Source organism: Rhodococcus sp. IEGM 1381 (genome assembly GCF_030056795.1).
Taxonomy (GTDB): Bacteria; Actinomycetota; Actinomycetes; order Mycobacteriales; family Mycobacteriaceae; genus Rhodococcoides.
The window spans coordinates 140,219-164,320 of sequence record NZ_JASHKQ010000006.1; the positions used below are offsets into that span (position 1 = coordinate 140,219).

Here is a 24,102-nt window from a genome sequence, read left to right on the forward strand (position 1 = left end):
GATCGGCGTGAACGGGGGCTACCGATAGACCAGACCACCGTCGATCAACGGTGCCTGGCCCGTCATGTAGTCCGAGTCGGGTCCGGCGAGATACGAAACAAACGCCGCCACGTCCTCAGGCGTCTGCGCTCGACCGAGAGCGATACCGCCGACGAACTTGTCGTAGGTTTCGCCCTCCGCGGCTCCGGTGAGCTCCGCGAAACGCTTGTCGATGGTCACCCACATGTCGGTGCCGACAACACCGGGGCAGTACGCGTTGACGGTGATGCCGTCCGAGGCGTACTCCTTGGCCGCAGCCTGGGTCAATGCCCGGACTGCGAATTTTGTTGCGCTGTAGACCCCGAGCATCGCGAACCCGTCGTGACCCGCGATCGAGGACGCGTTGATGATCTTGCCCTTCTGGCCGGTGGCCTTGAATTTCGCTGCGGCAGCCTGGATTCCCCACAGCACGCCGTCGACGTTGACGGCCCAGATCTTGGCGACGTCCTCCGGTCGCACGTCGTCGAGCGGTGCCACCTGGGCGATGCCGGCATTGTTGACGATGACGTCGAAGCCGCCCAGCGCCTCGTGGGTGTGTTCGACGGCCGCGAAGACCTGGTCACGATCGCTGACGTCGGCCACGAATGTCGTTGCCTTCGAGCCTGTTCGACGCACCTCGTCGGCGACCCCGGCGATCTTGTCCTCGGCCAGATCCACCAATGCGATGTCGTGCCCGTCGGACGCCAACCGCAATGCGATGGCGCGGCCGATCCCCTGACCGGCACCGGTCACCAGTACCGCGCTCATGAGACTGCTTCTGTCGAAGGATCTACGAGAACCTTCATCTTCGTACCGGCGTGCAGCGCCTCGAAGCCGTCGTCGATGACGCCGTCGAGCGTGATCTTGTCCACCCAGCCCGTCGTGTCGTAGTGGCCCTGGCTCATCAGATCGATGACGGCCTCGTAGTCGGCGGAGGTGTAGCACAGCGAGCCCTGAATTCGGGATTCGTTCATCACCAGCTTCTGCAGCGGCGTGGTCAAGGGCTTTTCGTAGATCGCGACACTGATCAGTGGCTTACGCGCACCGATGCAGCCCAGCGCGGCCTCGACAGCAGGTTGCACGCCGGCCGCGTCGTAGATGGCGTCGGCCCCGTTGCCGTCGGTGAGGTCGGCGATGTAGGCCGGGATGTCGAGAGCAGTCGGATCGAGAGTCCTCGCTCCGAGGGCTTCGATCGATGCTCGACGCGTCGGCGACGGTTCGACGACGTAGACGTTCTCGAGTCCCTTGCCGCGCAGCGCGAACCACAGTCCGATGCCGATCGGCCCGGCCCCGAACACCATCGCGGTGTCATCGGTCTTCGGATCTCCCAGTGTTGCAGCGTGATAGGCGACCGACATCGGTTCGACGAGCGCACCGAGTTCGAGAGAGACGTTGTCGGGTAAGGCGTGAATCATGTCGGTGGGGACCACGGTGTATTCGCCCATTCCGCCGTCGGACATCAGTCCGTGGAAGCCGATCTGCGCGCAGATGTTGTAGTTGCCCGCCCGGCACGGCCCGCAATGGCCGCAGCGGTAGAGCGGTTCGATGGCGACGCGGTCGCCGACTTTCACACCGGTGACACCCGTGCCGAGTTCGGTGACGGTGCCCGAGAACTCGTGTCCGAGCACCAGCGGCATCTCCTGACCGGTCAGAGGATGCGGCGAGGTGGGGATGAAGATGGGGCCGGCGTAGTACTCGTGCAGGTCGGTTCCGCAGATGCCGTTGAAGCCGACCTGGATCTTGACCTGGCCTTCGCCCGGCTGAGGCTCGGGGACGTCGGTGATCTCCACCTTGTTGGGGCCGTAGTACACAGCTGCGCGCATCGCTTCACTCCTGATCGTCGGATGCGTTCATGTCTATGTGACGCCGACCACTTGGAATAGGGTTGCAGCGCGTTGCATCCCGGTCACACTGCCGCAGCCACGGTGCGTCGGCCAGCGGCAGCGGTCGCGGCGATTGTCAGGAGTGTGCCTGCGGCGAGCACGAGGACCACCACAGGTACCGAGAGTGCGTCCGTGGGACTGCCGCCCTTGACGTAGGCGTACGGCGCGACGGCGAGCACGGCACCGATCGTCCCTGTCGTTCCGGCCGCGACCACCGCCAACACAGATTCCAGGGTCAGCATCCGCACGGTCTGGCGAGCCGTCGCACCGATCCGAACCATGGTTCCGAACTCACTGCGCCGCCGACTGATCGATGCAATCAGATTGTTGATCAACGCAATTGCCATGAATGATGCGACGAGCCCGACGACCGAGTAGTTGATCGATGCCATCAGCTGCCCTTCGGGGCCGGCACCGGCCGAGGCGTTCTCGATGTTCTGCATGGTCAGGGTTCCCACGCACACCCCGACGAGCAGGGTGAAGAACATCGTGGTCGGGCGCGCACCCTGGGCGCTGACCGCGTTGATGGCGGCGAGATACCCACTGACTCCTAGCTTCTGAAAGAGGAACGCAGCGACGCGGCAGAACCCGCCGAGGATTTCTCGGGCGAGCAGCGCAAGCCCGATGGACACGAAGACAGTTCCGGGTCCCGCCGTCGCAGTCGCGCCCGCACCGGTCGGCTCGACGGCGAACGCAGCCGTCGACGACGCAATTCCGAGTACGGTCACGAGCGCAGCGATCACTCGGCGGCGTTTCACATCACCCCGGTGCGAGTTCTCCGATCGCGAACCGAACTGTGCCGCAACACCTCCGAGTACTACGATCGCTGTCGCCGCCAGTGCGGCAGCGAGGATTCCGGGCGCATACCCGGTGGCCGAGTCGACAATCCCGATCGTTCGCAGGCGGTGGAAAATTACCGAGCCGAGCCCAATCCCCACTGCGACAGCGGGAACGGCCACGACGATTCCGAGGACCGCTGTCTCGAGTGCCACGAGTAGCCGGAGTTGAGGTTCCGTAGCACCGAGTCGGCGCAGAGTGTCGAATTCTTCTGCGCGCGCGAGTGTTGCCACGCTCACCGTCGAGGAGATCGCGAACAGCGAGATGGCCAGAATCCAGCTGCCCAAGATCACCGGAAAGAGCAGCAGGAATTGCTCGTCGTCAGGGTTGGACGCCGATCCGCTCGACGCCAGCAGGGACACGAACGCCAAGACCAGAACCAGGCCCGAAAACAGCACGACTGCTGTGGGTGCATAGCTCCGTCGACGGGTCCACACGGTTCGGATCGTGTAGGTCAGCATGTCTCAGGCCGCCGAGACGAGGTCGGTCATCCTCGACGCGACTGCGCTCGCAGTCGGTGCCGACAACTGGTCGACCAGTTCACCATCGGCCAGAAACAGCACCCTGTCGGACGTGGCGGCCGCGACCGGGTCATGGGTGACCATGACGACAGTGCGGCCGGAGTCGGCAATGCTGCGGAGAATACGGAGAACGTTTGCGGCGCTGTTGATATCGAGTGCACCGGTCGGTTCGTCGGCGAACACGATCGTGGGATCGCCGACGACGGCACGGGCAATGGCCACCCGTTGCCGTTGGCCGCCGGAGAGCTGCTCGGGACTCCGTTCGGCGAATTCCGCAAGCCCGACGATGTCGAGCATCTCGATCGTTCGGCGGCGATCCGGTCTGCGGCCGTCGAGACGAAGGGGAAGCTCCACATTCTGCTGAACGTTCAGCGCCGTAAGCAGATCGAAGGATTGGAACACGAATCCCATCGATCGCCTGCGGTATCGGATGAGATCGTTGCCCGACAAGGCAGTGATGTCGGTTCCGTCGAGGAGCACTCGACCACTCGACGGTCCCATCAAGCCCGACGCACAGCGCAGCAGCGTGCTCTTCCCGGAGCCCGACGGTCCCATCACCGAGGTGAACGAACCCGTCGGTGCCAGGGCACTGACGCCTCGCAACACCGGCACCTCTCGGTCTCCTTCGACGTATCCAGCGACAATACTTTCGATATAAAGCGTCACGGCAGCCTCCATAAGAAACAGTTGTTTAAAACGAACGTTTATATATGGCGATGCTAGCCTACAAACCGTGAGCCATCGAGACAACCTTCTGAGAGCGGCCCGGTCATGCCTGTTGGACAAGGGGTACGCCCAGGTCACCGTCCGCGACCTCGTCGCATCGTCGGGCGCGAATCTCGCGTCGATCAGCTATCACTTCGGCTCGAAGGACCAACTGCTCACCCGAGCGCTGCTCGACCTCAACGCCGAATGGGGTACCGAACTGTTCGCCGCCCTCGGTAGCGAGGAGACGCTGCCCGACGTCGAGCGGTGGGCTCGGATCATCTCGTCCATCGAAGCGAACCGCCCACTGTGGTTCGTCAACTTCGAGTCGATCGGGTACGTCGAGCGCGAACCCGAGATACGCGCGCTCAACGCTCGGGGGCAGGCAGAGTCCCGTCTCGCCCTTGCCCAAGCGTTCGGCGGACTCGGAGCCGACGCCGATCCAGCCGAGATTCACGCGGTCGGTTCGCACTACTACTCGCTGCTCACCGGCCTGGCTGTGCAGATCCTGACCGATCCCGCCGCGGCGCCGACAGCCGAGGAAATCGTGCGCGCCGACAGTCACCCACGAACCACCGCCACGTCCTCGTAGCGCCGCCGGTCACGGAACCGACACAGTTCACCCAGGGCCGACGACGAACTGCTCGAACACAACTTCACGCCGATACGCGATCGTGGCGTTCTGCATACCGACGACACGAGCGACACCGTTCGATCCTGCCGGATTGCTTTCCGACTTCGACCGGCCTGTGCTGCTTGCCTGGGTTGCTGACGACCGACGGACCGAAGTGGCGTCGCACATCGCCACATTCGTCCGCGATTCGCACTGCAACCCCCTGCAACTCTCGACCATCCGCCGCGCGAGGAGTGTGCTGAGTCACACAGAGGGTGCCACGAACCGCAAGGAGCTTTCATGACCCAGACCATCGAGCCGGCCTCGATCACCCGCACGCACACCCCGCAGGAACGGGTCGACGCCTGGCTGACGAACTTCGAGGACGCACTGGTCGCACGAGACATCCCCCGCGTCGCCGGCATGTTCGCCGTCAGTAGCTTCTGGCGCGATCTCGTCACCTTCACGTGGAACCTGAAGACGGTTGAGGGTAGGGAAGGCGTCGCCGACATGCTGTCCGAACGGCTCGACGACACCGATCCGACGGGTTTCCACACCACCGAGGTTCCCGACGAGGCGGACGGCGTCGTCTCGGCGTGGATCGAGTTCGAGACCGCAACGAGCCGAGGTAAAGGTCATCTGCGCCTGACGGTGGATGCCGACACCGGCGACGACGTGGCCTGGACTCTGCTGACGACCATGCAGGAGCTCAAGGGCCATGAGGAGCGTCAGGGCAAGTCCCGCATCAAGGGCGCGGTGCACGGCTCGAACGCCGATACCCAGAACTGGGCGGAGAAGAAGGAGATCGAGGAGAACGAGCTGGGCTACAGCGTGCAGCCGTACGCTCTCGTGATCGGTGGAGGCCAAGGCGGTATCGCGCTCGGCGCTCGATTCCGACAGTTGGGAGTGCCTGCGATCGTCGTCGACCGCGCCGAACGCCCCGGCGATCAATGGCGTGGGCGCTACAAGTCGCTGTGCCTGCACGACCCGGTCTGGTACGACCATCTCCCATACCTGCCGTTCCCGCCGAACTGGCCGGTGTTCGCGCCGAAGGACAAGATCGGCGACTGGCTCGAGATGTACACCAAAGTCATGGAAGTGCCGTACTGGAGCAAGACCACCGCGAAGTCCGCGACCTACGACGAGGTGGCGAAAGAGTGGACGGTCGTCGTCGACCGCGACGGTGAGGAAGTGATCCTGCGGCCCAAGCAGTTGGTGATGGCCACCGGGATGTCCGGCAAGAAGAACGTGCCCACCTTCCCCGGCATGGACGAGTTCGAGGGCGAGCAGCACCATTCCAGCGAACACCCCGGTCCCGACGCCTATGTCGGCAAGCGCGTCGTGGTGGTCGGTTCCAACAACTCGGCGCACGACATCTGCAAGGCTCTGTACGAGACGGGCGTCGACGTCACGATGCTGCAGCGTTCGTCGACTCACATCGTCAAGTCCGATTCGCTGTGCGAGATCGCGCTCGGGGATCTGTACTCCGAGCGCGCCGTTGAGTCCGGAATGACCACGGGCAAAGCCGATCTCACGTTTGCGTCGCTGCCGTACCGGATCATGCACGAGTTCCAGATCCCTGTCTATCAGCAGATCGCGGAGCAGGACAAGGACTTCTACGATCGCCTCGAGAAGGCCGGCTTCCAACACGACTTCGGTGACGACGGTTCAGGACTGTTCATGAAGTACCTGCGCCGCGGCTCGGGCTACTACATCGACGTCGGCGCATCCGAGCTCGTCGCGGACGGCAAGATCAAACTCGTTGCCGGACAGGTGGAGCGAATCAGCAAGACCGGCGTGGTGCTCGAGGACGGTACCGAGCTGCCGGCCGACCTGATCGTTTACGCCACGGGCTACGGCTCGATGAACGGCTGGGTCGCCGATCTGATCGACCAGGAGACCGCGGACAAGGTCGGCAAATGCTGGGGCCTCGGATCGGACACCACCAAGGATCCCGGTCCGTGGGAGGGCGAGCAGCGCAACATGTGGAAGCCGACGCAGCAGGAGAACTTCTGGTTCCACGGCGGCAATCTGCATCAGTCACGGCACTATTCGCTCTACCTCGCGCTGCAGATCAAGGCGCGCTACGAGGGCATCGACACCCCGGTCTACGGGCTGCAGGAAGTGCATCACCTTCGGTGACCCATGTGCGCGGAAATTCGTAGCAGGCTACGTGTTCAGGCTACGAGTTTCCGCGCACGTGCGGCGCAGCCGCTCTACTCGTACAGGTCGATCGCCTGAGCCTTGTTGATCAACGCATCCTCGGACCGCACCTGTGCAAGGTTGACGACCCGGGTCGGCAGCACCGCGCTGTACAGCCAATCCGTCGCTACCCGCACTCGCGCGGAGATCGTCGGCAGCGCGTACAGGTGATATCCGCGCGCGACGAACTTCGCCACTGGTCCGGTCAGCGGGATGCCGAGAGGCTTTGCCACGCCGTCGAACCCGCCGAGATCGGCGACCAGTCCCAAATCCTTGTGCTTGTACGGGCGCGCCTGCCCGACGCCGAGTGACGCCGCAACATTTCGGGCGACGGCCACACCTTGCCGCTGCGCATGCTGGGCGGTGGGCGCCGTCGGCTTCGACGGGTCGGCGGCCAGATCGGGCACCGCAGCGGCGTCGCCGATGGCCCAGACACCGGGCACACCGGGGACCGTCATGTCGGCACCGACGACGAGTCGCCCCTTCTCCGTCGGCAGTCCGAGCGTCGCGATCAGAGGGCTCGGGGCGACACCTGCACCCCAGACGAGTGTCCTCGACGGGACGACCTCCCCGTCGGTCAACGTCACCGAGGTTGCGGTCGCAGCAGCCACCGAGATCTCGAGACGAACCTCGACGCCGCGATCGGCGAGCACGTCGAGCGCCTCTCGGCCCAGCCGGTCACCGAGTTCGGGCAGCACCTTCGGCGCCAGGTCGACCAACAGCCAGCGGACGTCCTTCGGATCGATGCTCCCCCAGCGGGTCGCGATCCCGCGCACCCAATTCTGCATCTGCGCAACGAATTCCGTGCCGGTATAACCTGCTCCGACGGCGACGACGGTCAACCGTTCGGCGCGTTCTGCCCGGCCCGCAGGCGTGTCGGGGAGGGCGTCGGCTGCATCGAGCTGCGCGAGCACGTGATTGCGGATGTACACCGCTTCGCTCAGTGTCTTGAGCCCGTGCGCGTGTTCGTCGACGCCGGGGATATCGAACTGCTTGGTCACCGAACCCGGCGCGAGGATCAACTTGTCCCACTCGAGAGTGGAGTCCCCCTCGGCCCCGGTCAGCGTCAATCGGTGCGCGTCGAAGTCGACATCGACGACGTGGCCGAGCGCCAACGACGTTCGGGGCAAGGTCTGACGGATCGAGACGGCGATATCGCGGGGATCGAGCACGCCGGTGGCCACCTCGGGCAGCAACGGGCTGTACAGCAGGTAGTCGGTCGGGGCGACCAGTGTCAGCTTCGCCCGATCGGGTCCCAGCAGCTTCTCGAGCTGTTGGAGGGCATTGAATCCACCGAAACCACCGCCGACCACGACGACCCTGGCCGGCCTCGCAGGAGCCGGGGTGTCGGAGCCGAATCCGGGAACAAATCTGAGCATGAGCCAGGCTAACTCTCGTTCCGAGTGCTCCGCAGACGACGATTGGAGGTGTGATCGAGACCTCGCTGGCTGTCGAGTCAGCGCACCTCGAGAGTCAGCACACCTCGAGAGTCAGCGCACCCCGTCCCACACTGCGCGTGTCGCCGACCTCGGGTCCAGAATGACGCCCGGCTCGTCTCCGAACATCATCACCGCACGGTCGCTGCCGTACGAGTCCCATCCGGGTGAGCCGTCGCGCACGAAATCGACCCAGGCACGGTGCATCTCGTCGGCAACCTTCTGCGGCGGGTTCGGGCCCGTGATTCGTGCGGTCTCGGGTTTGTGCAGCATGTCGAACACGAACGGGATCTCGAGTGCATGGCAGGCCCCGAGCGAGCCGTCGAACAGCGATGAGCGCCAGGTGAACTCGTAGACGAATGCGTTACCGGAGCGGGCCTCGACCAGACGCGTGGCCGGGATACGGAAGAACCAGTCGGTCATGACCGCGATCATCAGTTCGCCGGCCGAAGCGTCGGGCAGCTGTTCGCGGTACCTGTCCAGCGCCGACGGGTCGGCTCGGTACCCGGCAAGGACCATCTTCACGTAGTCCTCGGTGAGGTGCGAGACTATTCCGGCCGGAACGATGAAGAACGCATGTTCCTCGCTGGTGGTTCCGATCAGCACGTCCACCTGTGCGCTCGCGCCGTCACTGATGATTCGCGAAAAGGGAAGCGCCGGAACGACATCACCGTCGATGTACGGCTCGAATGCCATGACGTTCAAGGCGAGCTCACCCCACGCACCGGTCGGCGCCTCGGCCGCGATGCGATCGGACAGATCGCGCTGCGCGTCGACCAACGCGTCCACCGACACCGAACCGAGTCCGTCGACCGTCGCCTCGACGCCGAGCGAGGCCGCCAACGCCGCGGAGACCGTCGCGGCGGTCTCGGCGGTGATGACGTGGTGGCCGGCTCCACTTTGCAGGATCGCCCGCTGGAAGAGCCCCTCGGCACGGGGCATCGACATCAGGGTGCCGACGCTCATCGCGCCTGCCGACTCTCCCGCAATGGTCACTCGGGCCGGGTCGCCGCCGTAGGCAGCGATGTGGTCGCGTACCCATTCGAGGGCGGCGACCTGGTCGAGCATCCCGCGGTTGGCCGGGGCTCCGTCGATCAGCGCGAAGCCGTCGACGCCGAGTCGGTAGTTGATCACCACGGCCACGACGCCGTCGCGCGCGAAGGCGGAACCGTCGTACGTGGGAATGGCGTTGCTGCCGTTGACGAATGCGCCGCCGTGAATCCAGACGAACACCGGTGCCGAGCCGCCGACATCGGGGGTGAAGACGTTGACGTTCAGGCAGTCCACGCCGGGTACCACCGGCTCACTGAGGATCTCGCTGGTCGGCGGACGGTAACCCACCTTGGGAACGGTGGCCCCGAACTCGAGCGCGTCGCGCACGCCGTCCCACGTGGGCGGCGACGACGGTGCTTGGAATCGGCGGGGTCCGAACGGAGCCTCGGCGTACGGCACTCCGAGAAACGAGGTGATGCCTGCGCCGGTCCGACCGCGAACCTGGCCCTGAGGTGTATCGACGGTGATCATGTCCATACCTCTTTACTACCCTGTTCGGGTCGGCTCGACGCAGGCAGGCGGTCAGACCAGACGTGCCTCGGGCGAGCCAGTCTTGCCCGCGTCACGCTCGACGGAATCTCCGAGGGCCTCGTCGATCTTCGCGAGAACGTCGGCGTCGAGTGTGACCTCCGAGGCCTTGATGTTCTCGGCGATCTGCTCCGGCCGCGAGGCCCCGACGAGTGCGGCGGCGATGTTGTCGTTGGCCAACACCCAAGCAACGGCCAACTGCGCCATGGTGATTCCCAGATCGTCGGCAATCGGCTTCAGCTGCTGCACCCGGGTGAGCGTCTGATCGTCGAGGTAGCGCGCGATCATCTTGTCGCCGCCCTTGTCATCCTTGGCGCGCGAACCATCGGGCAGGGGTTGACCGGGAAGGTACTTACCGGTGAGCACGCCCTGGGCGATGGGCGACCAAACGATCTGCGAGATGCCCAGTTCCTTCGACGTCGGGATCACCTGATCCTCGATGACACGCCACAGGGCCGAATACTGCGGCTGGTTCGAGATGATCGAGAAGCCGTTCTGGCGGGCGAGTTCCTGACCGCGTCGCAGCTGATCGGCCGTCCACTCCGAGACGCCGATGTAGAGCGCCTTGCCCTGACGGACGACATCACCGAAGGCGGCGATGGTCTCTTCGAGCGGGGTCTCGACGTCGTAGCGATGCGCCTGGTAGAGGTCGACGTAATCGGTGCCGAGCCGACGCAGCGAGGCGTCGATGCCTTCGAGGATGTGCTTGCGTGAGAGTCCGGTGTCGTTGGGGCCCTTGGGTCCGACGGGGAAATAGACCTTGGTGAAAATCTCGAGCGATTGCCGACGCTCCCCTTTCAGCGCGTCGCCCAGCACCGTCTCGGCAGCTCCGTTGGCGTAGACGTCGGCGGTGTCGAACGTGGTGATGCCCGCATCGAGAGCGGCGCGTACACACTGGGTGGCGATGTCGTACTCCACCTGCGATCCGTGCGTCAACCAGTTGCCGTAGGTGATCTCCGAGATCTTCAGTCCACTGTTTCCGAGGTATCTGTAAGCCATGCAGAAAACGGTACTCCGGTGACCGACGGAGGTTCTATCCGTCGCCGGGAGCCGACTACAGCGACGACCGACGATCGAGTACCCACGTCCCGACACCCGCGAGGACGACCGTCACGACTGCCGCGCCCGTCGAGAGCCACAGGTCGGTGCTGGGCGAGAACGTACTGGTGTCGATCGAGGTCAGCGGCGTGTATGCCGTCCATCCGTAGGTGACGACCATCGGCACCGTGATCGCCACCGGTACTGCGAGGCCCAGGGTCAAGGTCGTGGGGGTCGAGGTTGTGGGAGTAGACGACCTGCACGAGACATACAGATAGGCCGCGGCAGCAGGGAAGATCACCAGGCTCGCCGCGTAGTTGACGTTGTCCAACGGTTCGCTCTCGAACAGTGCCGTCGCGCAGACCACCGCCAGAACTACGAAGCCGATCAGCGGACGCCCCCAACGTAATCCGAGTGCCGCGCCGGCCGCCACCGTGAGTGCCGTCACGGCCACGAGCCCGAGTACCCAGACTCCGTCCGACACGTCGATCCCCACCCCGGCGGTGGTGGTCGACGTGAGCAAGACCGCCGCGCCCACGAGAACGGACACGCCACCGCGCCCCGGCAACAGTGCAGCAGCCCCGAAGAGTACGGGGACGGTGAGGAGGCCGAAATACCACCGTCCCTCGAACCCGAAGCCCCCACGGAACACGTCGTGCAAGAACAGCAGATTGAGCAGCAACCCGCCGACCGCGATCAGCAGGATCGCCCCCACCGTGCGGATATTGCTGTCGGGTGACGGGTAGTCATCAGCGTGGTCGACACGAGCCACCCACGCCGTCGCCAAAACCACGAGTGCGCACAGGACCGGAATTACCACCGGTGTGCCGATATCGGATTCGGTGAGGTAGTCGGCGTAACGCCGCGGAATGCCTGGGTACTGAAACGCCTCGACCGCACCTGCACTGAGCAGACCGAGAAGGAATGATCCGATCAGCAGCGCTTGTCGAATTCGTGAACCGTTCGCCCGTACTGCTGTGCATCCCAACAGAACTCCGCCCGCTATCACTTCGGCGAGGTCGGAGGGCATCAGCAGTGCCGTCACCCCAGCGACGACAGCCGCGGCGATGGCCAACCCTGCCAGGACGATGCGACGCCGAACGGTCATGGCAATGGCCGACGCCATGACCACCGCAACCGCGACTCCCCCGCCGCCACTCGAGAACAGCACTCCACCGGCGCTGGTGTCGCCGAAGATGTCGACCCCGTCCGTCTGCATCGACAATCCGGCCAGCAACCCGGTGAGCAGTACCGTAAGCACAACCATGCCCGAATTATGCACTGCCGCCGCGGTAGTCCCGGGATGCCGCGAGAATCTTGTCGAGGGTAGCCGCGAACGCATGCAACTCGTCCTCCCCCACTGCAGCTCCCACGGCGTCCGACCACGCGTATTGAGCATCTCGCAGCGAGGCGACCGTATCGCGCCCCTTGGGTGTGGGCTCGAGGAGCTTGGCCCGCTTGTGGTGAGGATTGTCTATGTACACCGCCCAGCCTCTGTCCACCAACAGATTTGCGGTCCTTTGCACGCTCTGCCGCGCCAGTCCCAGCCCGACGCGTCGCGCGATGTCTGCGACCGAGAGTGGCTCGTCCAGGGTGGCTCCGAGGACCTGCCACCAGGCCGGCGTCAGACCCGTCGGCGCGGTGATGTCCTGTGCCGCAGCGAGAAACTCGCCGTTGAGCTCGAAAACGGGCAGCACCAGCGCAGTCAGCGCGTCCCCCTCCGGGCTGCGGTCGGTCATGCCCCCGCCAACTGGTCGTAGTACTTTCGCTCTCCTGTTGTGTAAAGGCCGTACCAGGCGTCGACGATCGGTTGTGGAAACACGTTCAGCCGCTCGAACACCAGCTTGGCGAATTCGATGGGTGCCGTCGCGCCTGCGGTGATCACGGTGCCGTCGGACACCGCTTTTTCTTCTCGGTAGTACTCGGCACCACGGTATTCGGTTGCCTGCGTCAGGAAATCGGCGGCATTCGAGGTGTGCGGACGTGCGTCGAGCAGTCCGGTCCGGGCCAGGCCGTAGGTTGCACCGCAGATCGCCGCAACCGGAGTACCCGCCGCAACCAGTTCTGCGGCCAAACCTAGAGCCGCATCGTGGCCAACATTCCAGGTCGCCGCACCCGGCAATATCAGAGCATCGACGGACGGAAGATCCGCCAGGGCCAGATCGGGCGTGATTCGCAATCCTCCCATCGTCGTGACGGCCTCCCCCGTCTCGGAGGCGACGATCAGCCGGTTGGCATCCGGGTCCTGCTCGCGGGCCATGGCCAGGCCTGCGGTGAGGTATCCGTACTCCCAGTCGGCCATGGTGTCGGTGGCGTAGAGCGCAATGGTGGTCATCGGAACGTCCTCGCATCGATTGACAGGATGCTGTCATCATTGCCGCATTGACAGCATCCTGTCAATACTCGGCAGCACTCGAGTTGCCCGCGCACGGGGATCCAGCTCGTCCATCCAGTCGTATTACTCAACCAAATGGTTGACGATGCACGTCACGCGGCTTACTCTCGGCCCCATCGAGAAAGAGAGACGGCGATGGACGATCACACGGAGCAACTCGACAAGACGTTCGCGGCATTGGCCGACCCCACTCGTCGCGACATGGTGGCGCGGCTCGCCGGCGCAGACGCAAGCGTCAGCGAATTGGCGGAGCCCTACGACATGAGTCTGCAGGCCGTATCCAAGCACGTGAAGGTGCTCGAGGAGGCCGGCCTGGTCACCCGAAGCAAAGATGCCCAGCGTCGGCCGGTGCATCTGGACGCGGAGGTGTTCGGCCTCGTGGCGAAATGGATCGAGCGCTATCGACAGGAAGCAGAACAACGCTACCGACGCCTCGACGCCCTGCTGGACAGCATGGACAGCATGGACATCGAGGATAACCAGACGAAGACCCCGCACACGAAAGAAGCGTCGTAACCATGTACGAAACCGAGATCCTCGCGGACGAGAAAGTACCCACGATCGAGATCGTTCGGGAGTTCGATGCAACGCCGGAGCAGTTGTTCCGCGCTCACATCGATCCCGAACTGTACCGAAAGTGGGTGGGGCCCAGATCGTTGACCACGCGAATTCTGAAGTGGGAGGGCCATACCGGAGGCTCCTGGGCATTCGCCAACGATCGGGACGGCAAAGAGATCGCTGCTTTCTTCGGCAGCTTCCACGAGGTCAGGGACAACGAGCGGATCGTGTGGACGTTCACCTACGAGGGCCAACCCGATTCGGTTGCCCTCGAGACCCTCACATTCGAGGGCCGCGACGGCGGCGGGACACGGCTGAGAGTGCTGAGCGTGATGTCCGACTTTGCAACTCGGGACGGCATGCTGTCCAGCGGCATGGATGTCGGGGTGAAGGAGGGCTACGACAAACTCGACGAACTGCTCGGGCAACGAACAGGTCCGGCCCAGCAGCACCTGCAGGACGCCGCCGTGTTCACCGCGCTCGTCGAGTCCGCGTCGCCCGAGGACTGGTCACGCCCGAGCCCGGTATCGGACTGGGCCGCAATCGATGTCGTGAAGCACCTGATCGAGTGGTCTCGCGGCTTTCTCGCGGGCGGCGCAGGAATCGAATTCCAGACTCTCGACATCGAGGCCGACCCGAAAGCCGCATGGAGGCAACACGTCGCCGACATCCAGGCAATTCTCGACGACCCTTCCGACCGCGTCTCGAGCAACCCGCACACGGGAGACATGCCGGTGGACAAGGCGATCGCGATGTTCTACACCGCCGACATCTGGATGCACTCCTGGGACCTGGCGAAAGCCCTTGGCCTGGAACCCGACTTGGGCCAGGAGCGCTGCGCGGCGGCCCTCGACGCCATGCGACCGATGGAGCAGATGCTACGGGACAGCGGGCAGTACGGGCCCGCCATCTCGATCGGCGACGACGCGTCCGCGCAGGACAAACTTATGGCCTTCATCGGCCGTGACCCGCACTGGAAGGCCCAGGTTCCGGGGGATTGAACCGCCTTTCGGGCCTGCAGAGCCCGATTCGGCTGAACGCCTGACCTGCACCACCTGTGTATTTACGACCGCGAGCACCGCGCGCCAAGGATGGACCGCAACGGCGTCCCGGTCTGGGAGTTTAAACGCGACAGGAAGACAAATTTAGACCTGGCCACGAGCACTAGCTGGGCTACTTCGGAGGGGCGAACCTTATCCGCCTAAAAAACGCGGTGACGCCGCAGAGCTACGACTGAGCCTGAAGGAGAGCTACCGATCCCTGCTGGCATGGCCGAATCACGGTTTGCAAGCAGGTTGGCCACCAGTCGGGAGTCAACCTCCTGCGCCGAAGGCTCATCGTCATCTATGCGAATTGTCTTTCGATCGTCCCGATCTGACGGATCTGGGCCAAGGACAAACGCCATGAGCTCACTGATCGACATATTGCCTTTCGCCTCCCTGGTCAAGATCGCCAGGGTCCTCTAGAGCCCCTGGCGGCTGATCACCCAAAATCCGCTTGCGACTACCATAGGCGCACAACATGTAGAACCACCCAAATCTTGTGATTCGAATCACAAATATAGCACTGGCCAGCAGAGCCAGACACAACCCCACTGCTAGCAGCACAGTCCACAGGCCGTCTGACAGCAGCCTCAGACGGATCGCACTGTCTTTGGTTACGAGCCCACCCACGAACATGGACACTTCCCAAACCAGAAGAGCTGCACCGCTAAAGCTTAGAGCAACGGCAGTAACCGAGACGTTAAGAGAGTTCTTCGCTCTCGCGGTGAACACCGTAACGGCCGTCGTAAGCATAAGGGGAAATGCAATTGAAAACGCCAGAATATTACTTGTCTCACCTTTACCCTCCAGCAAAGTTTGCTTCGCAACTGCACTGATACCCACCACCACAATTAACCAGAGCATCGCCAAAAGATCGGATCCATACGGCTTCTCGTACACGTTAAAGCGAACTTCTCGCGCGTGACCGACCGAGCTAGAGAACAATCGCGAAGACCTCAGATATAGGTGCGCGCGGGACAGACCAAGGGTCGGCAGCCGCACGTATGGACCTTGCCCGAGCATAGCCGGATAGCTGGAACGTTCCTCTATCGACCCATCTTCGTTGACGACCGTAGTGGCACCGATGTAGGACCCAGAAGGGATAGTCATCTCCAAATGGAAACTGGAACACGTGTGCGCCCTCGACAACGGGATCACTATGAACCCGGCAGGTGCGGTAAGGCTCCGCCAAGCTCGCTTGAGCGAAAGCTCGCTGAATTTCAGACTTCGAGGCGGTAGCAGCTGCCTGGTGTCCAAAACGTATTCATACGTGATGTCGTACCATTCTTGACGTTCAACACATAGAATAATCGCATATCGCTCGATGCATGTTTGAGCCATAAATTTTGCGGAAGCGTGTGCTCCCGGATGTTTGCTACTCGACGCAAAGCAGGCTTCCAATGCCGACTGACAATCTTCGACCTGTTCTACCGTTAGCAAAAGATTCGCTGGTACCATAAATTTCGACACCAGGGTACTGAACTTAGTTACGAACTCCTCTCCCCATTCGTTAAATTCCTCAGGTAAGTCGTATGCCTCACGAAACAACACGATGATTACTGCCAGGTAACGGACTTGAGACTGGTGGAAGCTTAGCGACTCCACCGAGTCTGCCCCTTCCACCGAAATCTTCATTCCGTCATATAGTTGCCCTTTCATAGGGTAAAGGACCGGCAGATATACAGGTTCCTTGACCTTTGATTCATCCCCCGAACTGCCCGGAGAATATTTTTCGTCAAGGGCAATATTGCTGTGATGAACCGCCTGGCGGCCTGTTTTTGACGTGAGCATCCGTTCGACTTTCAGTTCTTCGGTGAGTCGACCCCGATGCGCATCGGGATTAACAACCATTGAGGCAAACTCAACGACAGCCGACCTTGGCCACGTATTCGCAATTCTAAAAGCCTCATCCAGTTGCCTACTCACCAAGACATAGACATCCTCGACGCTTATCTGCTGAGCCTTTGCGGTTGGCACCGGTTTCTTCAAGCGGATTCTTGCGCAGATTTGTACTATCCAACCTATCAACAAGGCTTGATTGAGAGCTTCGGGCACCTTACCCGAGACCGCGAAGTAGCACCAAAATGCGCTTGTAACCGCCAAAATTCCACCGAGATAGTTGGTCACTCGGCGCCCATAAGTGCGTGATCCAAGATTCCAAGCAAAACTAATACATAGCCAAAATATGAGCAACGACCCAATAGTCCCAAGAAGCCAGTAGAAAAAACCACCCAGCAAACTACTTTCAGGGAATATAAAATCGATCAAGTATCTTCTTACGAAGATAATTATTCCACCCAGTATCGCACTGATGAAGCTTCTGGTCACCCACGCATGATTCATCGAACACCCCCGCCCTATTTTCCCGGCTTACGCATTGTGAGCTCGCGACTAAATTTGACCACACAAAGACCTCCGTCGCCAGCTTCGATAGCGAAACGAATCATTTATCATTCGGTCGGTCTATGCGAGGGCCCAGCCCGATGCGTCGTGCGCAACAAAACCGACAGCGAAAAAGTCGATGGCCAAGTGTCGGCAGTGAGGTTGGCTGCGCGTCCGGACCGACATTTCCATACTTTGGGAGCCGGATGAGCCGCAAACAACGCTTAACTGAGTCGCAAGCCTGCGCGTGGCGCGGGGTTCGACGTGCGTTCCAGGCGGCGGCGGGCACGTCGTGTGCAATCCGAGCCCCGCGGTCAACTGTCAGAGAAGGGAAATGGCCGCGTCCTCTGAGCGCGCCTCCAAAACGAGGACGCGACCCCAACAAGGGCGCGGAGCCCGAGCGCAAGTCCCACCACGGCAGTCCGACCGCCTCGCGCCTGCGGCGTTAGTCAAAGTTGTAACGTCGTGAGCCACGTTCACAGGTACTTACGCAGCTCCATCTTCGCGATCGACATCTTGTGCACCTCGTCCGGACCGTCGGCCAGACGCAGGGTGCGAATGTGGGCGTACATCATCGCGAGCGGGAAATCGTTGCTCACTCCGCCGCCGCCGTGCACCTGGATGGCACGGTCGATGATCTTCAGTGCCATCTCCGGTGCCGCAACCTTGATGGCCGCGATCTCGGTGCGCGCTTCCTTGTTCCCGACGGTGTCCATCAGGTACGCGGCTTTGAACGTGAGCAGTCGCGTCTTCTCGATCTCGATCCGCGCCTCGGCGATCCAGTCCTGAATATTCGAGCGCATCGCCACCGGCTTACCGAACGTCACCCGCGATACCGCACGGCGACAGAGCAATTCGAGCGCACGTTCGGCCACGCCGATGGTGCGCATGGCGTGGTGGATACGGCCAGGTCCCAAACGAGCCTGACTGATGGCGAATCCCTCACCCGGCCCCTTCAACACGTCCTTCGCCGGTACCCGCACATCCTCGAACAGCACCTCGGCGTGACCTTCGCGGTCGATGTAGCCGAATACCGGCAGATTGCGCAGGACGGTGACACCGGGTGCGTCGATGGGCACCACCAGCATCGATTGCTGACGGTGGGTGGCCGCCTCGGGATCGGTCTTGCCCATCACGATGAGAACCTTGCAGTTCTTGTGCATCGCATTGGACGTCCACCACTTGCGCCCGTTGAGGATGAAGTCGTCGCCGTCGCGGTCCATCTTCATGGCAATATTCGTGGCATCGGAACTGGCGACGTCGGGCTCGGTCATCGCAAAGGCAGAGCGAATGGTGCCGTCCAGCAACGGCTTCAGGTACTTCTCTTTGTGCTCGTCGGTGCCGAAGAGCGTGAACACCTCCATGTTGCCGGTATCGGGTGCGTTGCAGTTGCACGCCTCGGGGGCGAGCAGGCTGCGGCCCATGATCTCGGCGAGCGGGGCGTACTCGAGGTTGGTCAGGCCGGGGCCCCACTCGGGGTGCGGATGGAACAGATTCCACAGTCCACGTGAACGCGCTTCCTTCTTCAGATCCTCGATGATCGGCGGCTGGAAATGCGGGTCACCGGAGTCGAGCATCTGCTGCTCGTACACGGCCTCAGCCGGGTAGACGTGAGAGTCCATGAACTCCAACAGATCCGACTCGAATTTCTTCGCACGGTCGGAGGTCTCGAAAAATGCCACGGTGGGCCCCTATCGGTTGTTGTCGAGCAAGCTGTCCTGGTAGCGACGCATGCCGCGCAACCACCGGTCGTAATCGGCACCCTTGTTGCGGTACATGTCCAGTACGTTCTCGTGCGGCAGGATGAGGAACTGCTCGCGGTCCATCGCGTCGAGCACCACATCGGCAACGTCGAGGGGTTCGAGTACGGCGCCGGCGCTCAGTACCGCCGCAGTTGCGGCCGCTCCCAACGCATCTCCGGATTCGCGTCCCTCGTAGAGCAGTTTGGTGTTGACGCCCATCGGGCACAGGCAACTGACACGAATGCCTCGGTTGCCGTAGGTGACGTTCAGCCATTCGGCGAATCCGACGGCCGCGTGCTTGGTCGTTGCGTATGTGGCCGAACCGATCTGGGTGAGCAGACCTGCCGCAGAGGCGGTGCTGACGAAATACCCCTCACCGCGCTCGAGCCAACCCGGTACCAAAAGCTGCGCGGCGCGTATGTGTGCGCGCACGTTCACATCGAACGAGAGGTCCCAGTCCTGTTCGGTGGCGTCGAGCCCGGGTGCGCCACTGATACCGGCGTTGGCGAAGTAGAGATCGACAGGTCCGAACGAGTCCTCGGCCACCGCGATCAGCCGTTGGATGTCCGCGATGTTCGACGCGTCCGCCGCAGCGGCGACGGCCGTTCCCGGCCGGTCGCGTTCGATGGCGTCGACTACCGCTTGGGCCGTCTCTCCGTCGAGATCGGAGACTATGACGCGTGCGCCGTGCTCCGAGAGTCGAGCAGCGATGGCCCCGCCGATTCCGCCACCACCGCCGGTGACGATGGCAACCTTACCTTCAACCTTCATTCCCCAGGTATAGTTGAAGTCAGATTCAAGTTCAACCCACGTTCGGTGAACAGCCAGCTCAGACGGGGTGTCATGCCCTCGGCCGCGTCGGATCGGTGATCCATCCCGACCACGAACCCGGATACAACGCAGCGTCGATACCCGCCAACTCGAGCGCGAGAATCTGGTGTGCGGCGGTCACCCCGGATCCGCAGTAGACAGCGACGTCCTTTCCGGCCGGCACAAGTCCACCGAATGTGCCATCGAGTACCTCGGGGTCCAGGAATCGCCCGTCCAAATCGACATTCTCGGTCGTCGGTCGATTGACAGCGCCCGGGATGTGACCGGCCACGGGATCCACCGGTTCCACTTCCCCGCGGAATCGTTCGGGTGCCCGCGCGTCGATCAGTACGTTGGTTCGGGCGAAATCGAGTACGTCGTCGACGTCGAGGACTCGTGCCAGGGATGGCCGTGCGGTGAACGATCCGGCTGCCACGATCGATGGTTCGGTGCCGATCGGGAATCCGGCGGCCACCCATTGAGTCAAACCGCCGTCGAGGACTCGCACGTCGCCGTGGCCGTAGTAGCGCAACAGCCACCAGCCGCGCGCGGCCGCGGTCGCCGGTCCTCCGTCGTAGACCACAACCGAGGAGTCGTCACTCACCCCGGCGCTGCGCATCGCTGCGACGAAGGTCTCCTCGTCGGGCAATGGGTGACGCCCGCGCTGACCAGGCGGGCCGGCCAGATCGGCATCGAGGTCGACGAATTGCGCGTGCGGGATGTGCCCGGCCTCGTAACCTGCTCTGTCGCTCCCGGTCTGAAGCGTGAACCGGATGTCGAGGACGACGGGTGCCCGTCCCATCTCGAAGAGATCGTGCAGTTCGGCGGCAGAGATCAGCGGCGAAGGGCTCATAAGGATCCGACGCTAACAGCCCCGCGCGGGGAATAGCTCGGTGTTGGTACAGGTTGTGCGCAGGCGTGACCGAAACTGCATCCACAACTCAGCACCTGTCCACCGCCGGGCTCTTCGAGCCGTTCGAGGTCAAGTCGCTGAAGCTGCGTAACCGCTTCGCCATGGCCCCGATGACGCGCGCCTTCTCACCCGACGGCATCCCCGGCCCGGACGTGGCCGAGTACTACCGCAAACGTGCAGCCGGTGGCACCAGCCTCATCATCACCGAGGGCACCTACATACCCGATCCCGCCGCAGGCCCCCACACCCGCGTTCCACGCATCTACGGCGACGCCAGCCTCGAGGGCTGGAAGGGCGTCGTCGACGCGGTGCACGCTGAGGGCGGCGCGATCATCCCGCAGCTGTGGCACCTCGGGGTCGAGCGCGGCACCGAGCCTCGCCTGTTCCCCGACGTCACCACCGTCAGCCCGTCCGGCATTGCACTCGACGGCACCTCGGTCGGTCGAGCCTTCACCGACGCCGACCTCGACGAACTCACCTCACAGTGGGTACAGGCCGCGGTCAACGCGAAGAACACCGGCTTCGACGGCCTCGAACTGCATGGCGCGCACGGGTATCTGCTCGACGAGTTCCTTTGGGCCACAACCAATGTACGCGACGACGAGTTCGGCGGCTCGCTCGAGGCCCGCACCCGTTTCCCCGCACAGGTCGTTGCGGCGATCCGCGCGGCCGTCGGCGAGGACTTCGCCATCGTGTACCGATTCTCGCAGTGGAAGAGCAACCACTTCGACGCTCGGATCGCGCAGAACCCCGAGGAACTCGGACGCGTCCTGACGCCACTGGTCGACGCCGGAGTGGATGTGCTGCACGCCTCGACCCGTCGCCACTGGGATCCGGCGTTCCCCGAGCTGGACGGTAGCGACGGCAAGCTCGGCTTGGCCGGGTGGACTCGCAAGCTCACCGGAGTTCCGACGATCACGGTCGGATCGGTCGGTCTCGACTCGGTGTTCACGTCGGCATGGTCGGAGGATGCCGCGTCGGGTGTGACCGGATTGGACGCTCTCGTCGGTCAATTCGAGAACAGCGAGTTCGATCTGGTGGCCGTCGGACGCGCGTTGCTGTCCGATCCGGAGTGGGTGAACAAGGTGGGCGACGGCCGCGTGGACGAGCGCATCGAATTCACGCGCGACCACATTCAGCACTTGGTCTGAGCGAGCGGCACAGGGATTCACGGCAGCATCGTCTAGAACGGCGGTGCTGCCGTTTCGTCTGTCTCGGACTGTTCTTTGTCAGGTGGGTTGGGGTGGGCGATGATGCCGGATCGTTTGGGTTTGGTGGGGATGTGTGGCCTCAGGTCGTTGCCGAGGATGGGTACTGTTGTTCCGTTGGCGGGCAGGGTGATTCGGGTGGTTTTCGATGTCGATTGCCAGAGGATCGCGCCGCCGGGGAGCATGGTGGCTTTCCAGTAGCCGGCTGTTTTGACGGTGTGGTGGAACTCGCACAGGCATTGGAGGTTGTTGACGGTGGTCCAGCCGCCGCCGCGGGGGTTCGTGTGGTCGAAGGGTGTGATGTGGTCCAGTTGGCAGCGGTCGGCGGGGCGATTGCAGCCGGGGAAGCGGCAGTGCCGATCACGTAGCCGTACTGCGGCGGTGGTGAGGGCGTCGGGTCGGTATGTCAGGGCTCGGTCGGTCAGTGGGTCGCGTGCGACGGACTTTCCGAGGGTGGGATCGGCGGCGATGGCGGCTTCGAGGGCGGCGGCGAGGGATGCGTTGCCGAGGTAGATGCCGGCGGGTGTGTGGATGCTTCGGCTGTTCGGCCGGATTGCGGAGGGCAGGTCGAGGGCAGAGCTGTGCCGTGTGCCCCTGCCGACGGGTGTGTGGGTGCAGAACAGTGCTGCGGCCGAGGTCAATGAGTGCCGGCGCCGCTGGCGTTGGTCGTCGCTTGTGGCAGCAGAAGCAGCAGAGCCTGTTCCCGATGCCGGACCTACGGCTGAATTGGGTCCGGCTGTTGTTGCAGGAGAGGGTGATTGGAAATTCTTCGGTGCAGGATCAGGCACCCGCGAGGTCTGGTCCGCAGGTAATTGCGATGCTGACGTGGGTGCCGACGAACGAGTTGCTGCGGGCTTCCCGACAGGATCGGCGGCACCCCGGCTGGGAGTTGCCGACGGGTCGGTCGCACGTACGGGTGCGGTCTCGCCGTTCTCCTCGGACTCGCCGTTCTCCTCGGACTCGTCGGCTGGTGAACTGGCCGAAGTCTTGTCGGTCGAGCAATCTGTCCCCGCCCCCGCCCCCGAGTCCGCGGCCGACCTCATTCCCCCATCTCCATCAGCAGCCGTAGCGGTATCAGTAGCCGAGTCCGCGTCTCTGTCTGTATCTGTCCCTGTTCCCGTCTCGGGTCCTGTTGCACCCCCTGCCGTCTCGCTGTCCGGGCGTCGTTCCCATTCCCCGGTCTCGGGGTCCTGCACAGCCAGTCCCAGTTTCTCGGCCAGGGTGACTGCCTCGGTGAGCAGGACCTGCCACTGACTGTTGCGCGCGAGTTCCCGCGCGAGGTCCGGGTCGATGGAACCGTGACCGGCCAGGTACGCCGGGTTCGCCAGTAACCCGATGAGGGTGGCGATGTCGACGGTGATCATCGTCAACGGCACCCGACGATCGGGCAGCTCTGCATCTTTTTTCGGGCACTCTGGGCGGTGGCACAGGCATGTCAGGCGGGGTTCGCCGTGCATGCGGGCCATGAACGCATCGCACAGGCGTTCTTTCTTGCCGCGGGGGTCTTTCGGGCAGAGCGTGTCGGCCATCTCCTCGAGGAGCTGCCATGCGGCGGCGGCTTCGGGTGCGGTCAGCTCGGCCCGGATCCGGGTGAGTTCCCCGGCGGGGCTGTAGGTGACGCTGCGGAATCGTTTCGCGAACTCCCGTAGTGCTGCTGCTTCCTCGGGGGCGACCCGCAGCAGGATGTCCCAGATCTCCTTCTCGAGCGGACCCGGCGAAGACCGGCGGGCGGCTTCGACGACCTCGTCCTCGACCTTCTTCACGATGTCATCGGAGAGGTTGTCGAGGATCCGGCACACCGTCCGCACACGGGGGAGGTCGACCTCGCCGGTCTCGAACGCTCTCCGCAGCAGCGGTAGTCGGGTGTGCAGGGCAACGCCGACGGACACATACGATTCGGCGACCGTCGCCGAGCACCCCAACGCGACTGCCATTTCGGTACGTCCGTATCGGCTGTAGTGCTTGTGCTCGACATCGAGTGTGATCCAGTCGCAGTGCACGCGGTAGCAGGCAGCGATCTTGCGGGCCGCCAGACGATTTTCTGCTCGTGCGGCAGCGGTCAACGCCTCCAGCGACACGGTTGGTACTGCACCCATTTTTCACCCCCCGGTGACCCGAAACAAGAACGTCTGTTCGAACAAGAAGAACAGTAACCCGAGCCACCGACAGAAACCGTCGAGCCGACATCGCTGCGCCGAACATCCTCGTGACCTGGTG

At 63.2% G+C, this 24,102-nt stretch carries 20 protein-coding genes; 5 read left to right on the forward strand and 15 right to left on the reverse strand.

What is annotated here, in order from left to right; translation table 11 throughout:
- Nucleotides 1–18: 18 nt before the first annotated feature.
- From QM797_RS16185 to QM797_RS16200, 4 genes are all read right to left on the reverse strand, one after another.
- The gene (locus tag QM797_RS16185) at nucleotides 19–786 is read right to left on the reverse strand and encodes an acetoin reductase (RefSeq protein WP_283276670.1); all 768 of its coding nucleotides are present in this window, start codon (nucleotides 784–786) and stop codon (nucleotides 19–21) included.
- Nucleotides 783–1,841, reverse strand: coding sequence for a 2,3-butanediol dehydrogenase (locus QM797_RS16190; protein ID WP_283276671.1), 1,059 nt, complete (start codon nucleotides 1,839–1,841; stop codon nucleotides 783–785). Before QM797_RS16190 ends, QM797_RS16185 begins: the two co-directional genes overlap by 4 nt.
- A gap of 83 nt (nucleotides 1,842–1,924) precedes the next feature.
- Nucleotides 1,925–3,199 (reverse strand): FtsX-like permease family protein, encoded by a 1,275-nt coding sequence (locus tag QM797_RS16195; protein ID WP_283276672.1) that lies wholly within the window; start codon nucleotides 3,197–3,199, stop codon nucleotides 1,925–1,927.
- A gap of 3 nt (nucleotides 3,200–3,202) precedes the next feature.
- Complete coding sequence (locus QM797_RS16200; protein WP_283276673.1) at nucleotides 3,203–3,925, reverse strand: ABC transporter ATP-binding protein; 723 nt, start codon at nucleotides 3,923–3,925, stop codon at nucleotides 3,203–3,205.
- Nucleotides 3,926–3,992: 67 nt separating this feature from the next.
- Between QM797_RS16200 and QM797_RS16205 the strand changes: the two genes are divergently transcribed.
- Together QM797_RS16205 and QM797_RS16210 are read left to right on the forward strand one after the other, a co-directional pair.
- Nucleotides 3,993–4,556, forward strand: coding sequence for a TetR/AcrR family transcriptional regulator (locus QM797_RS16205; RefSeq protein WP_283276674.1), 564 nt, complete (start codon nucleotides 3,993–3,995; stop codon nucleotides 4,554–4,556).
- A 321-nt stretch (nucleotides 4,557–4,877) separates the two neighbouring features.
- Nucleotides 4,878–6,719: a flavin-containing monooxygenase gene (locus tag QM797_RS16210; RefSeq protein WP_283276675.1), complete on the forward strand. Its 1,842-nt coding sequence runs from the start codon at nucleotides 4,878–4,880 to the stop codon at nucleotides 6,717–6,719.
- 74 nt (nucleotides 6,720–6,793) lie between these two features.
- Here the strand turns inward: QM797_RS16210 and QM797_RS16215 are convergent, their stop codons facing one another.
- The 6 genes from QM797_RS16215 to QM797_RS16240 all read right to left on the reverse strand — a co-directional run bounded on the left by QM797_RS16215 (nucleotide 6,794) and on the right by QM797_RS16240 (nucleotide 13,169).
- Nucleotides 6,794–8,158: an NAD(P)/FAD-dependent oxidoreductase gene (locus tag QM797_RS16215; RefSeq protein ID WP_283276676.1), complete on the reverse strand. Its 1,365-nt coding sequence runs from the start codon at nucleotides 8,156–8,158 to the stop codon at nucleotides 6,794–6,796.
- A 111-nt stretch (nucleotides 8,159–8,269) separates the two neighbouring features.
- On the reverse strand, nucleotides 8,270–9,745 hold the full coding sequence (locus QM797_RS16220; RefSeq protein WP_502942349.1) for a carboxylesterase/lipase family protein: 1,476 nt from the start codon (nucleotides 9,743–9,745) through the stop codon (nucleotides 8,270–8,272).
- A gap of 45 nt (nucleotides 9,746–9,790) precedes the next feature.
- Nucleotides 9,791–10,795 carry an aldo/keto reductase family protein gene (locus tag QM797_RS16225; RefSeq protein WP_283276678.1) on the reverse strand — a complete coding sequence of 335 codons (1,005 nt, stop codon included), beginning with the start codon at nucleotides 10,793–10,795 and terminating at the stop codon, nucleotides 9,791–9,793.
- A gap of 55 nt (nucleotides 10,796–10,850) precedes the next feature.
- Nucleotides 10,851–12,101, reverse strand: a complete 1,251-nt coding sequence (locus QM797_RS16230) for a hypothetical protein (protein WP_283276679.1) — start codon at nucleotides 12,099–12,101, stop codon at nucleotides 10,851–10,853.
- 7 nt (nucleotides 12,102–12,108) lie between these two features.
- Nucleotides 12,109–12,573, reverse strand: coding sequence for a MarR family winged helix-turn-helix transcriptional regulator (locus tag QM797_RS16235; RefSeq protein ID WP_283276680.1), 465 nt, complete (start codon nucleotides 12,571–12,573; stop codon nucleotides 12,109–12,111).
- Nucleotides 12,570–13,169: a DJ-1/PfpI family protein gene (locus tag QM797_RS16240; RefSeq protein WP_283276681.1), complete on the reverse strand. Its 600-nt coding sequence runs from the start codon at nucleotides 13,167–13,169 to the stop codon at nucleotides 12,570–12,572. The genes QM797_RS16235 and QM797_RS16240 overlap by 4 nt, the downstream gene beginning before the upstream one ends.
- Before the next feature lie 195 nt (nucleotides 13,170–13,364).
- Between QM797_RS16240 and QM797_RS16245 the strand changes: the two genes are divergently transcribed.
- Together QM797_RS16245 and QM797_RS26245 are read left to right on the forward strand one after the other, a co-directional pair.
- Complete coding sequence (locus QM797_RS16245; RefSeq protein WP_283276682.1) at nucleotides 13,365–13,745, forward strand: ArsR/SmtB family transcription factor; 381 nt, start codon at nucleotides 13,365–13,367, stop codon at nucleotides 13,743–13,745.
- A 2-nt stretch (nucleotides 13,746–13,747) separates the two neighbouring features.
- Entirely contained in the window at nucleotides 13,748–14,788 is a 1,041-nt protein-coding gene (locus QM797_RS26245) for a TIGR03086 family metal-binding protein (protein ID WP_349307203.1), read from the forward strand.
- Nucleotides 14,789–15,196: 408 nt separating this feature from the next.
- Here QM797_RS26245 and QM797_RS16260 read toward each other — a convergent pair whose 3' ends face one another.
- The 4 genes from QM797_RS16260 to QM797_RS16275 all read right to left on the reverse strand — a co-directional run bounded on the left by QM797_RS16260 (nucleotide 15,197) and on the right by QM797_RS16275 (nucleotide 20,617).
- Nucleotides 15,197–17,158: a hypothetical protein gene (locus tag QM797_RS16260; protein WP_283276683.1), complete on the reverse strand. Its 1,962-nt coding sequence runs from the start codon at nucleotides 17,156–17,158 to the stop codon at nucleotides 15,197–15,199.
- Between the two features lie 530 nt (nucleotides 17,159–17,688).
- Entirely contained in the window at nucleotides 17,689–18,894 is a 1,206-nt protein-coding gene (locus QM797_RS16265) for an acyl-CoA dehydrogenase family protein (RefSeq protein WP_283276684.1), read from the reverse strand.
- Nucleotides 18,895–18,903: 9 nt separating this feature from the next.
- Nucleotides 18,904–19,725 (reverse strand): SDR family oxidoreductase, encoded by an 822-nt coding sequence (locus tag QM797_RS16270; protein WP_283276685.1) that lies wholly within the window; start codon nucleotides 19,723–19,725, stop codon nucleotides 18,904–18,906.
- A 70-nt stretch (nucleotides 19,726–19,795) separates the two neighbouring features.
- On the reverse strand, nucleotides 19,796–20,617 hold the full coding sequence (locus QM797_RS16275) for a sulfurtransferase (RefSeq protein WP_283276686.1): 822 nt from the start codon (nucleotides 20,615–20,617) through the stop codon (nucleotides 19,796–19,798).
- 65 nt (nucleotides 20,618–20,682) lie between these two features.
- On the opposite strand from QM797_RS16275, the gene QM797_RS16280 reads away from it, so the two are divergent.
- Entirely contained in the window at nucleotides 20,683–21,828 is a 1,146-nt protein-coding gene (locus tag QM797_RS16280) for an NADH:flavin oxidoreductase (RefSeq protein WP_283276687.1), read from the forward strand.
- Nucleotides 21,829–21,860: 32 nt separating this feature from the next.
- Here QM797_RS16280 and QM797_RS16285 read toward each other — a convergent pair whose 3' ends face one another.
- On the reverse strand, nucleotides 21,861–23,981 hold the full coding sequence (locus tag QM797_RS16285) for an HNH endonuclease signature motif containing protein (RefSeq protein ID WP_283276688.1): 2,121 nt from the start codon (nucleotides 23,979–23,981) through the stop codon (nucleotides 21,861–21,863).
- Nucleotides 23,982–24,102: the final 121 nt, after the last annotated feature.

Excerpts from the sequence above, each read along its gene's own strand:
- QM797_RS16185 (WP_283276670.1), bottom strand. The coding sequence starts at position 786 with ATGAGCGCGGTACTGGTGACCGGTGCCGGTCAGGGGATCGGCCGCGCC.
- QM797_RS16190 (WP_283276671.1), bottom strand. The coding sequence starts at position 1,841 with ATGCGCGCAGCTGTGTACTACGGCCCCAACAAGGTGGAGATCACCGAC.
- QM797_RS16195 (WP_283276672.1), bottom strand. The coding sequence starts at position 3,199 with ATGCTGACCTACACGATCCGAACCGTGTGGACCCGTCGACGGAGCTAT.
- QM797_RS16210 (WP_283276675.1), top strand. The coding sequence starts at position 4,878 with ATGACCCAGACCATCGAGCCGGCCTCGATCACCCGCACGCACACCCCG.
- QM797_RS16215 (WP_283276676.1), bottom strand. The coding sequence starts at position 8,158 with ATGCTCAGATTTGTTCCCGGATTCGGCTCCGACACCCCGGCTCCTGCG.
- QM797_RS16220 (WP_502942349.1), bottom strand. The coding sequence starts at position 9,745 with ATGGACATGATCACCGTCGATACACCTCAGGGCCAGGTTCGCGGTCGG.
- QM797_RS16225 (WP_283276678.1), bottom strand. The coding sequence starts at position 10,795 with ATGGCTTACAGATACCTCGGAAACAGTGGACTGAAGATCTCGGAGATC.
- QM797_RS16230 (WP_283276679.1), bottom strand. The coding sequence starts at position 12,101 with ATGGTTGTGCTTACGGTACTGCTCACCGGGTTGCTGGCCGGATTGTCG.
- QM797_RS16235 (WP_283276680.1), bottom strand. The coding sequence starts at position 12,573 with ATGACCGACCGCAGCCCGGAGGGGGACGCGCTGACTGCGCTGGTGCTG.
- QM797_RS16240 (WP_283276681.1), bottom strand. The coding sequence starts at position 13,169 with ATGACCACCATTGCGCTCTACGCCACCGACACCATGGCCGACTGGGAG.
- QM797_RS16245 (WP_283276682.1), top strand. The coding sequence starts at position 13,365 with ATGGACGATCACACGGAGCAACTCGACAAGACGTTCGCGGCATTGGCC.
- QM797_RS26245 (WP_349307203.1), top strand. The coding sequence starts at position 13,748 with ATGTACGAAACCGAGATCCTCGCGGACGAGAAAGTACCCACGATCGAG.
- QM797_RS16270 (WP_283276685.1), bottom strand. The coding sequence starts at position 19,725 with ATGAAGGTTGAAGGTAAGGTTGCCATCGTCACCGGCGGTGGTGGCGGA.
- QM797_RS16275 (WP_283276686.1), bottom strand. The coding sequence starts at position 20,617 with ATGAGCCCTTCGCCGCTGATCTCTGCCGCCGAACTGCACGATCTCTTC.
- QM797_RS16285 (WP_283276688.1), bottom strand. The coding sequence starts at position 23,981 with ATGGGTGCAGTACCAACCGTGTCGCTGGAGGCGTTGACCGCTGCCGCA.